General features: G+C 63.7%; 1 pseudogene. It reads right to left on the minus strand.

Features of this window, described 5'->3' with window-relative positions:
- Positions 1 to 128, minus strand: a pseudogene (locus GWC77_RS28885) (transposase); the annotation flags it as partial.
- Positions 129 to 251: the final 123 nt, after the last annotated feature.

A 251-nucleotide genomic window follows, 5' to 3' on the forward strand; every position in this document is an offset into this window, starting at 1 on the left:
CGAATCAGGTGGACGATGCACGTCTGCAGCGTGGTTGCCGGAAATACCACCGCCAGCGCCTCTGGCATCCCCTTCAAGCCGTCGGTGACGGCAATCAGAATGTCGTTCACGCCGCGCGTCTTTAGATTGCCGCGCGTCAAACAAGATGAGAGCAGCGCGTCAATCAGGATGAGAGTACTGGCGTGGCGGCAGCGGTGAAGGGCGTAGCCCGGAACCGCTGCCGCCACGCCGCGCCGAGCAGTCCCCCGTCA

Source organism: Paraburkholderia sp. NMBU_R16 (assembly GCF_013282575.1).
Lineage (GTDB): Bacteria > Pseudomonadota > Gammaproteobacteria > Burkholderiales > Burkholderiaceae > Trinickia.